Annotated in this window: 3 protein-coding genes; all 3 read left to right on the top strand. The window is 72.0% G+C overall.

The window, feature by feature from the left end; translation table 11 throughout:
• The first annotated feature begins 198 nt into the window (after positions 1–198).
• Entirely contained in the window at positions 199–1269 is a 1071-nt protein-coding gene (locus ACFWH7_RS05380; RefSeq protein WP_378215433.1) for a DUF389 domain-containing protein, read from the top strand.
• A 58-nt stretch (positions 1270–1327) separates the two neighbouring features.
• Positions 1328–3217, top strand: coding sequence for an alkyl/aryl-sulfatase (locus tag ACFWH7_RS05375; RefSeq protein WP_378215432.1), 1890 nt, complete (start codon positions 1328–1330; stop codon positions 3215–3217).
• Positions 3218–3397: 180 nt separating this feature from the next.
• Positions 3398–11326, top strand: coding sequence for a DUF5979 domain-containing protein (locus ACFWH7_RS05370; protein ID WP_378215431.1), 7929 nt, complete (start codon positions 3398–3400; stop codon positions 11324–11326).
• Positions 11327–11419 lie beyond the last annotated feature (93 nt).

Here is an 11419-nt window from a genome sequence, read left to right as displayed (position 1 = left end):
GGCCGGCCCGTAGATGACGTCCAAGTTCGGCGTCGTGATGATCGTGTTCGGCTTCAGCCGCTGCTCGGTCACCTCCACGACGTCGTAGCCGGTCCCGCCGGCGACGTCGGCCCGGGACGTCGGTGGCGCCGTCCTGGGCGCCGTTCTACTGTTCGAGCCGCCACGGGCGACGTCCCGTGCCGTCCCCGTGGAGGCGCCATGCCCGACCCCGTCGACCTCGGACCCGCGCCTGCGCCGCACCGGCCGGCAGAGCAGCAGGGGCGTGTGCTGCGACTCCTCGTGCCCACCGCGCAGCGACGACCGCTCGCGAAGGTCGCGGACCGGCTCGACCTCGACGTCGGCGACGTGCGCGCAAAGCGCTCCGCCTTCTGGACGATGCTCGTCCTGTCCGGCGTCATCGCGGTGGCCGGGGTCGTCACGGACTCCACGGCGACGGTGATCGGCGCCATGATCGTCGCGCCGCTCTCCACGCCGATCCTCGGGGTCGGGCTCGGCGTCGTCGCCGGCGACCGGTCCCAGGTGCTGCGATCGGTCGCGTACGTCGGGGGCGGGCTCGTGACCGTCGTCGTGTTCGGCCTGCTCGTGACGCTCGTGCTGCCCGCCACGTCGGACGTCGTGACCAACTCCCAGGTCACGGGGCGCACGTCCCCCGGCATCGGGGACCTCGCCGCGGCCTTCGCGACCGGGTTCGCCGGCGCGATCGCGCTCGCGCGCAGGGACCTCGCCGACGTCCTGCCGGGGATCGCCATCGCCATTTCGCTCGTGCCGCCGCTCGGTGTCGTCGGGGTCTGCCTCGGGGAGGGCCAGCCGGCGCTCGCGGCGGGCGCGCTCCTGCTGTTCGTGTCCAACGCCGTCGCGCTCGTCGTCGCGGCGACCGTCGTCTTCTCCGGCGTCGGTTACCTGCACGACGCGCGGGCGGCGCGGGCAGGTGCCGCCGCACCCCGGCGCCGGACCGCGGCTGTCGTGGCCCTCGTCGCGGTGCTGGTCGTCGCCGTGCCGATGGTGGCGAACACCGTGCAGGCCGCGCTGTCCGAACCTCTGGCTCAGCCAGAGCCGCGCGGCCGCGGAGGCGTGGGTCGGCGAGACGGACGGCGCGACGGTCGACGACGTGCGCTGGCAGGGCCAGGACCTCGTCGTCGAGGTGCGCAGCCCGGGCGGCCTGCCGGACGTCGGCACGCTCCAGGACGGGTCGACGACCTCGTCCCGTGGCAGCCCGAGGTCGTCGTCGTCCACACCGTCGGTGAGCGCGTCGACCCGTCCGCGGGCTGACCCGCCGGCCCGACTGTTCCGGATGCACGATCGGGACGGCGCTGCGATGCTCCGAACCATGTCGACTCCGAAGCCAGCGACGCCCGCGATCGTCGCGCAGAACACTGCTCTCCTCCAGACGCTCCCCTTCTCGGACACCCGCGACTTCGACGACGCGACGCGCGGCCTGGTGGCGCGGCGCGAGCCCAACGCGATCACGGCGGACGATGGCCGGGTCGTCTGGGACAACGACACCTACGCGTTCCTCGAGGGCGACGCGCCGGACACGGTGAACCCGAGCCTGTGGCGGCAGTCGAGGCTCGTCGCCGAGCAGGGTCTCTTCGAGGTCGTCGAGGGGATCTACCAGGCGCGCGGGTTCGACCTGTCCAACGTGACGTTCATCGAGGGCAGCACCGGTGTGATCGTGCTCGACCCGCTCATCTCGACGGAGACGGCCGCTGCGGCGCTGGCCCTGTACCGCGAGCACCGGGGCGATCGGCCGGTCACGGGGATCATCTACACGCACTCGCACGTCGACCACTTCGGCGGTGTCAAGGGCGTCACGACCCAGGAGGACGTCGACTCCGGCCGCGTGCCCGTCGTCGCGCCGGAGGGCTTCACCGAGCACGCCGTGGCGGAGAACGTCTACGCAGGGACGGCGATGTCGCGGCGCGCGGGCTACATGTACGGTGCTGCGCTCGCGCGGGGTCCGCAGGGCCAGGTCGGCGCCGGCCTGGGCCAGACGACCTCGACCGGGACCGTCACGCTCATCCCACCGACCCTGTGGATCACGACCACCGGGCAGGAGGAGATGGTCGACGGCGTCCGGATGGTCTTCCAGATGGCGCCCGACACCGAGGCGCCGTCGGAGATGCTCATCTGGTTCCCGGACCACAAGGCCCTGTGCGCGGCGGAGGACGCGACCCACACGCTGCACAACCTGCTGACCCTGCGGGGTGCCGTGGTCCGAGACCCGCACGTGTGGTCGCACTACCTCACCGAGTCGATCGACCTGTTCGGCGGCGAGGTCGAGGTCGTCTTCGCGTCGCACCACTGGCCGACGTGGGGCAACGAGCGGATCCGCGAGTACCTCTCGTTGCAGCGTGACCTCTACGGCTACCTGCACGACCAGACGCTGCGCCTGTTGAACCAGGGCCTCACCGGCCCGGAGATCGCGGAGCAGATCGTCCTGCCACCCGCGCTCGAGAACGCGTGGCACGCGCGCGGCTACTACGGATCCGTGAGCCACAACGTCAAGGCCATCTACCAGCGCTACATGGGGTGGTACGACGGCAACCCCGCGCACCTGTGGGAGCACCCCCCGGTGGAGAAGGCGAGGCGCTACGTCGATCTCGGCGGCGGTGCAGACGCCGTCGTGGAGAAGGCGCGAGTGGCGTTCGACGCCGGGGACTTCCGCTGGGTCGCGGAGCTGCTCAACCACGTCGTGTTCGCCGAGCCGGACCACGCCGCGGCGCGCGACCTCCTCGCCGACACGTTCGAGCAGCTCGGCTACGGCTCGGAGAACGGGACGTGGCGCAGCGTCTACCTGTCGGGGGCCACCGAGCTGCGCGACGGCGCGTTCGGTACTCCGACGGCGACGTCGGCTCCCGACATCGTCGCCTCGCTCACCCCGACCATGCTGTTCGACGCGCTCGCCGTGCAGGTCGACGGCCCGCGCGCGTGGGACGAGGACCTGTCGGTCGACGTCGTGCTCACCGACGCCGACGAGCGGTACCGCCTCTGGCTGCGCCACGGCGTGCTCACCTACAGCGGCGCACCACAGCGCGGCGACGCCGACGCGACGCTCACCACGACGAGGGCCGCGCTCCCGGCGCTCGCCGCCGGTGCGGCGACGCCGGACGCCCTCTCTGCCGCGGGGATCGAGGTGTCGGGCGATGCCGGCGTGCTCGGGCGTCTGACGGCAGTCCTCGACGCGGGCGACCCGAACTTCGCGATCGTCACGCCCTGACCGACCGACGCCCGCGTCACGAGCCCCGACGACTCGCGACACGGCGTCGTCGTGCCGGGACCACGGTCCCCGGCGGCTGTCCCCTTCGCCGCGACGAAGTGAAGGCCCTGTGTCAAGGTCGTAGCGACGAGGCGCACGCTGGCGTGCGCTCAGGGGCAGGCGTGACCGGAGGGCGACAGCATGGCGAACGCGTGGGCGAGCGACGGGACGACGCGAGGGACGCGCGGGCGGGCCGAACGGCGGGCCAGACGCCTCCGGCGCACGTGGGCGACCCTCGGTTCTCTCCTGCTCGCGCTGCCGCTGGTCCTCGTGCCGACCGTTCCGGCGTCGGCCGCGACGTGGGGCATCCAGAAGGTCGAGCTCAGCACCGGGCCCTACGAGCCGGGGCAGCAGGTGCAGTGGGTCGTGACCGTGTCGTGCTCCGACCCGAACGCGGCGCCCTGCGTCCCGACCACGATGACCGACCCGATGCCGGACAACATCGAGCTGGTGAGCGCGTCGATCCAGAGCGGCGGTGGCGCGACCGGCGCGAACCTCGTCGCGGACACGGACGCCGACACCGTGACGTACACCGCAGACAGCGTGCCCAACGGCGGCCAGGTGCAGATCCTCATCACCGCCCAGGTCTCCGAGGACATCCCGTACTCGGCCAACGGCGTGACGATCACGAACACGGCGACCGTCGTCTCGGACAACGCCGCGCAGAACCAGGCCAGCGACGACATCACGCCGGTCGTTCCGCTCGTCCTCGACTCCACGACGACCAAGACGATCGAGCCCGAGGGTGCGCTCGCCGCGCCCGGCACCCCCGCGACGATGACGATCGGGTCGACGAACGAGTCGAACGACCCCGTGGACACCCTGGTGATCCAGGACCCGGTGGACCCGACCGCCGACCCGAACCCGTTCACGTACCTCGAGTACGTGAGCACCGGCGACATCACGCTGCCCTCGAACGCCGACACCGTGACCGAGGAGTACTGGGACGGCGACTCGTGGGAGCCGCTCGACGACTCGGTCGACCCGGCGACGGTGCAGGGCGTGCGCTACACGTTCAGCGGCGACATCCAGCCCGGCGCGACGGCGACGATCCCGGTGAACGTCCAGCAGAGCGACGCGGTCGAGGACCTCACCGACCCGACGACCGTCACCAACGACACGTCGTCCTTCGTGACTCACCCCGAGGGCCAGTCCGACCCGACGACCGCGGAGGACGCGTACGTCATCACGCCCCCGAACAACTCCGTCACGGCGTCGAAGACCTTCGACCCGGCCACGGTCAGTGCGGGCGAGCCGACGACGGTGACGCTCGGCGGCACGAACACCGGCACGCCCGTGACGTCCCTGACGATCACCGAGCCAGCGCCGGGCACGCCGAGCCCGTTCGAGGGCGACGACCCGATCACGTTCACCGGCTGGGGCACGGACGGCGCCGGCGCGGGCGTGCAGTGGCCGTCGAACGCGACCGCGGCAGCGGTGACGTTCACGTGCGCCGACGGCACGACGACCGACCCGATCCCGGCGACCGCGCCGAACACGCTGCCGGACCCGCCCGGCGGGTGCGAGGTCGTCGGGTTCAGCGTCGAGTTCACCGGGAACATCGTCACCGGGGGAGCCGCGGTCATCCCGTTCACCGCGGACACCGACCCGGACCAGGACCCTGAGGACGTCACGCACCCCAACGAGATCTCCGCCGAGGTCCCCAACGCGAACACGACGGCCGACGCCGAGCTGGTGACGCTGAACGACCGGCTCGCGACGAGCACGGACAAGCTCATCTCCCCGTCGACGATCCCCGCGGTCCCGGGTCAGAGCGTCATCGTCCAGCTCCCGAGCCAGCTCCTGCCCTTCGGCCCCGACGGGTCCACCACGAACGCCGACCAGGTCGTCATCTCCGACCCGACGGACCCGAACGACCCTGACGCGTTCTGGGACCACTTCGTGGCGACGTCGGTGCGGAGCACGGACGTCCCCGCTGGCTCGACGCTGACGGTCAACTACTGGGACGGCTCGGAGTGGGTCGAGGCCCCCGACTGCGGGAGCCCGATCACCGGCCCGACGACGGTGAGCTGTGACCTGCCCGACGGCGCGCAGGGCGTCCAGTTCGTCTACGACTCCACGGCGGACGGGTTTCCGCCGGGGACCTCCTTCCAGCCGAACTTCGTCGCGGAGTTCACAGGCCCCGAGGGTTGGGACGACCCGGTCGAGAACTGCGGCGCCTCCAGCGCGTCGTCGGGCACCGTCGACCCCACCGAACCCGCCGAGGGCTGCGCCACCGTGGACCCGTTCCCGGTCGACGGCGACGGCCCGGGCGACTTCATCGACAAGGCCTTCCTCGGGGAGCAGCCCGTGAGCGTGCTGGCACGCTCCGACGACCAGGTGACGGCACAGATCACCTGGTCGACGGGCGGCTTCACGGGAGTGGACCCGATGGTCGTCTCGGACATCCAGAACCCTGAGACGACCGACATCGCCGACTCCTTCTACGACGCCTTCGACCTCGTGAGCGTGGCCGTCGACGACCCGCTGATCCAGTACGACCAGGTCGAGAGCGTCGAGCTCTTCGTCGGCGGCGCCTGGGTCCCGGCCTCGGGCGACCCGTGCCCGTGCGACGGCGGGTTCCCCGGGTACACGCTGACGCCGCAGGAGCAGGAGGACGCGACCTCCGTGCGCCTGACGTACACGGAGTCGCCCTCCCGGTCCGCCACGCCGAGCGACCCGCTCGCGCCCGCGGCCGGCGACGGTGTGGCGCGGTCGACCCAGGCGGACGGTCGCCACCTGGACCTGACGTTCGACGTCCGGGACGACAAGCGGAGCGACGGCTCTCCCGCGCTCGGCTCCACGAACGGCACGCTGTACAACACCGACGACCCGGGACTCGTCAACGACGTCGCCGAGGGCACGGCGACGTTCGACGGCGAGGAGTTCACCGACGCGGACGACGACAACGTGCTGATCATCGACCAGCCGCTCAACGTCACGGTGACCAAGGACTGGACGGGCGGCCCGATCTCCGTGCCCCCGCCGGACACGCCGGCCGAGTTCTACCCGTCGACCACGGTCACCGTCACGGGCACCAACGCCTCGAACGCGAAGGTGGACCAGCTCCGCCTCGTCGACCCCGCGGACCAGGGGTCGGGCACGGTGCAGACCGCCCCGGGGACGCACCCGTTCGACACGTTCACCCTGACCGCGCTCGCGCTCACCCCGCCGGAGGGTGCGACGTCGACCACGGTGACGTTGACCAACGCCCAGGGCGAGACCGCGACGTTCGACGAGGCGGAGGCCGAGGCGCTCGCGCCCGGTGTCCTGGCGGACGTCGTCGGCATCGAGGTCGCCTACGACGGCCTGGTGGAGCCGGGCGCCTCGGGGTCGATGATCCTCACGCTCCAGCTCCGCGAGACCGATCGGTACACGGGCGAACCGGTCTACGGCGACGACGGTGTGATCGTCGTCGACGAGAACCCCGTGCCGAACGGGTCCGCGGCGACGATCAACGACCCCGGCGGCACGGACCAGGACGTCCGCCTCGCGAACGACGACGCGGACATGACCCTCCAGACCGCGGGCATCGAGCTCGCGGTGGAGAAGTCCTTCGACCCCGCCACGGTGGTCGAGCCCTTCCACGGCGCGAACCAGTCGGAGACGCCCGTCGTCATGACGCTCACCGGCCAGCCGCTCGGTCCGTCGCGCGCCGTGGAGATGGTGCTCACCGACGACGAGCCGCAGTTCTGGAACCAGTACGACGTCGTCGGCTTCGACCCGAGCGCCGCCCTGGTCACCCCGATCGACCAGGTCCAGGTGGACGCGTTCACCGGAGGAACGTTCACGGGTGACGCCGACGGCGTCACGGTGACGGGGGGCGCCTGGGTCACCGGTGAGCCCGCTGGCACGTTCGCGCTGCCCGACGGCGTCGAGCCGTCGGAGGTGCAGGGCCTGCGGTTCACGTTCACGCGCGCCGACGGCGCCATCTGGGAGAACCCGGCGACCCCGACGCAGCCGATCCCGATCCAGATCCTGCGGCGCGACGACCTCCGTACGGGGGGACCCGTGCTGCCCGACCTCGCGGCGAACGCGCCGGCGCCGGGGGAGGACGCCCCCGGTGTGGCGAGCAACGACGTCCAGGGCACGGTGACCGGGGCCGACCTCGTCGTCGACCCGGGCACCGGTGGGACGGTCCCGGTGTCCGACGACGACGACGCGGCCGCCTCGATGCTCTACCAGCACGCGACGAACGGGGTCCAGATCGTCAAGGACTTCGACGGGACCGTCACGGGCGGGACCGAGGCGCCCGACGCCGTCGTGCCCATGCACATCGCCGTGACGAACACCGGGGACCGGGCGATCTACGACCCGGTGATCCTCGACGACCCGATGCCCGCCGACGCCGACGGGCCGCAGCTGCGCCTGGCGGACGTCGCCGAGCCGTTCTCCTACGCGCTCGCCGGGGACGCGCCCGACCCCGCCAACGGCACCCCCATGCCCACAGACGCCGCGGACGTGACGGTGGACCAGGACGGCAACCTCGCCGGCCTGACGTTCACCTTCCCCGAGGGCACCGTCCTCGAGGTGGGCCAGACGTACACGATCACGGTCCAGGTCCAGTTCCGCGTCACGCTCGACGCGGGCACGGTGGTGCGCAACACCGCCGGGGTGACCGGCGACCGCCCGTGGGACGAGTGCGTCACCCGGCTGAACGAGGAGACCGGGGCGTGCGAGGCCGACTCGGACGTCACGACCATCCCGGGCGCGGCGATCGCGCAGTCGAAGTACGTCAAGGCGACGGACGGCCAGTACCCGCTCGGCTTCATCGTCGACCCGGCGCAGCCGCCGCCCGGCGGTGTGGGCGCCGAGGACTGCGAGCCCGTGGACGCGGACGGCTTCTACGCCTACCCGTGCACGCCGATCATCCCGCCGGGGCAGAACGAGACCTGGCGCATCCGCGTGGACAACGTGGGCAACCTGCCGCTCGACAAGGTGGTGCTCTACGACCGGCTGCCCGCGGAGGGCGACACGGGCTCGTACGCCGTCGACGAGGCCCGTGGGTCTGCCTGGGCTCCGCTGCTGACGAACGACCCGCCGCCGACGATGGTCAACGCGCCGGAGGGCAGCACGACGACGTTCTACTACACGACCGTCGACGACTACTGCATGGACGACATCAACGACCCGCTCAACGAGCCGCTGTGCCCGACCGACGACCCGACGACCGGTTGGGTCGAGCTGACTGCCGGTACCAGCGCCGACACGTATGCGCAGATCACGGCGATCAAGGCTGTGGTCGAGATGGATCCGGACAACCTGTTCAGGCCGGGCCAGTTCGTCGCGCTCGAGGGAACCACGACGACGCCCGCCGAGGTGCCCGAGGCCGGCGACCGGTCCATCGCGTGGAACTCCGCCGGTGCGTCCGGCATCGCCGTCGCGCCGAACGGCACGGAGTTCGCCATGCTCGCCACCGAGGGCACCAAGGTCGGTGTCGCCACGGCGACCGGGCCGCTCGAGGTCAACAAGGTCGTGACGGGCGAGGGCGCCGAGAACGCGCCCGACTCCTTCGCCCTGACCGTGCAGTGCACGTCGGCGGTCGGGACCTGGGTGGAGACGGTGCTGGACCCGATCCCCATCACGGTCGTCCCCGGGACGCCGGTCGTCGTGCCGAACCTCCCCTACGGCGCCGAGTGCACCATCACGGAGGACGGGACCAACGGGCAGACCGAGCTGATCGTCGGCACCGTGACGATCGACAGCCAGGATCCCGAGGACCCGACGACGATCACGGCCACCAACCGCTACGACCTGTCGAGCATCGAGATCTCCAAGGAGGTCGTCACCGACGCGGTGGACCAGGACGGGAACCCCGTGCCGTTCGGGCCGTTCGCGGTCGACGTCGAGTGCACCTTCCTCGGGCAGGACGTCTACGCCGAGGGGTACGACGCCGAGAACTCGATGACGAACATCCCGATCGAGGACGGCGAGACCGTCGAGCTCACGGGCCTGCCCGTCGGCTCGGTCTGCATCGTCACCGAGTCGGGCACGGGCAACGCGTCGTCGGTGACGATCACCGTGGACCAGGGCCTCCCGGGACACCCCGTGACGACGGACGGTCCGACGACCGACGTCACGCTGACCCCGGACGTGCTCGGCGCGAGCACCAACGACGTGACGCTGACCAACACGTACGACGTCGGGGCGATCGGACTGCAGAAGGTCGTGGACGGCGCGGGCGGCCCGGCGTACGGGACCGGCCCGTTCACCGTCACCGTGGTCTGCACGTACGACGACGACGGCGACGGGCCGGGCGAGCCGCGCACGGTCTACGACAGCCAGGTCGTGCTCGGCGGCGCCGGGCCGCTCACGGCACAGATCGCGAACCTGCCGACCGGCGCAGTGTGCGAGATCGAGGAGATCGACGACGCCGGAGCCACGGGCTCCGTCGTCGTCCCGGACACCGTCACGGTCGGCAGCGGCGACGTCGCGAACGTCGTCATCACCAACACCTTCGACATCGGTTCCATCCAGGTGGACAAGGAGCTCGCGGGTCTCGGCGCGCTCTACGGGCCTGGCCCGTTCGAGTTCACGCTCGAGTGCCTCTACCAGGACGTGGCCCTGACCATCCCGGGGGGCGCGGTCCGCGAGGTCGACGGCGGCGCGAGCGTCGTGTACGACGGGCTGCCGGTCGGGTCGGTGTGCTCGCTCACGGAGTCGGACGACTTCGGTGCCTCGTCGACGCAGATCACCGTCGACGGCGGGGAGCCGGTCGACGGGTCGAGCGTCGAGGGCATCGTCGTCCCGCCCGCGGACGACGGCGATCCGACGACGGTCACCGTCGCGGTCGAGAACACGTTCACCACGGCACCGCTCGTCGTGAGGAAGGTGGTCGACGGTGACGCGGCGGAGTTCGCGCCCCCGATGCCGGAGCTGCCGCCGCTGCCCGAGGTGCCCGACGGCCCGATCGACCCGGAGACGCTGCTCGAGCTGCTGGAGCAGCTCGAGGAGTACCTGGCGGCGGTGCCGTTCGACGAGTTCCCGTACGCGGTGACCCTGGAGTGCACCACGTCCCAGGGAGCTCCGGTGACCGTGATTCCGGGAGGCCCCGACCGCCGGTTCGGGCCCGGGTTCCCCGCGCTCTACTTCGGGCTCCAGGACGGTGACACGTGCACCGTGACGGAGACGGAGACGGGCGGTGCCACAGGGGTGACCTACGACCCCAACCCGGTGGTGATCACGGGGACGTCGAGCGCGCTCGACCCCGTGGAGGCGGCCGTGACCAACACCTACGACGCCGGCGCGATCGAGGTCACCAAGGTCGTGGACGGCGACGGTGGCGAGGCGTTCGGCGCCGGACCCTTCACGGTGACCGCGGAGTGCACGTTCCTGGGTGAGCCGATCGAGGTCCCGGGTGGCGCCGAGCGCACGATCTCCGGGGGCGAGGTCGCCGTGTTCGACGGCCTGCCCGTCGGGGCGGAGTGCGTGGTCACGGAGACCGCGACGGGAGGTGCGTCCTCGACGACGGTGTCCGCGTCCGTGGAGGGCGGCGAGCCCGGGGCCGCCACCATCGGCGCCGACCCCGCCCAGGTGACGGTCACGAACACGTTCGACGCCGGTCAGGTCGTCGTGACGAAGCAGCTCGCCGGGCCGGGGGCGTCCCAGCACCGCGACGACGAGTTCGTGGTCACCCTCGCGTGCACGTGGGACGTCGACGGTGTCGAGACCGACGTCGTGATCCCGGGCGGCGCGGAGCGCACGCTCTCGGCCGACGACGACTGGACCGCCGTCTACGCGCTCGTGCCTCAGGGCGCGACGTGCACGGTCAGCGAGACGGACGCCGGCGACGCCGAGGCCGTGACGCTCACCGTCGCGGGCGGCCCCGGCGTCACGGTCGACCCCGACGACGGGGCCCCGACGTCCGAGGAGTTCACCGTCCCGACGGGCGACGCGGCCGAGGTCGATCTGAGCGTGACCAACGCGTTCCGCGCCACCGGCGGGGGCGGCCTCCCGCCGACCGGCGCGAGCGTCGGCGCGCTCGCGGTGCTCGCCGTCCTGCTCAGCGGGACCGGCGCGCTCCTCGCCGACGCGCGACGCCGCGGGACGCGGGCGACGCGCCACGTCTGACGCGCGGCAGGGGGGCCCCCCCCCGGGGGGCGGGCCCCCGGGGGGGGGGCGGTAGACAGGGGGGGGGCGGGGTCGCATATAAAGTGAGTGGGG

The sequence above is a fragment of the Cellulosimicrobium cellulans genome (genome assembly GCF_042723955.1).
Taxonomy (GTDB): Bacteria; Actinomycetota; Actinomycetes; order Actinomycetales; family Cellulomonadaceae; genus Cellulosimicrobium; species Cellulosimicrobium cellulans_H.
This window is presented reverse-complemented; position numbering and strand designations above follow the sequence as displayed.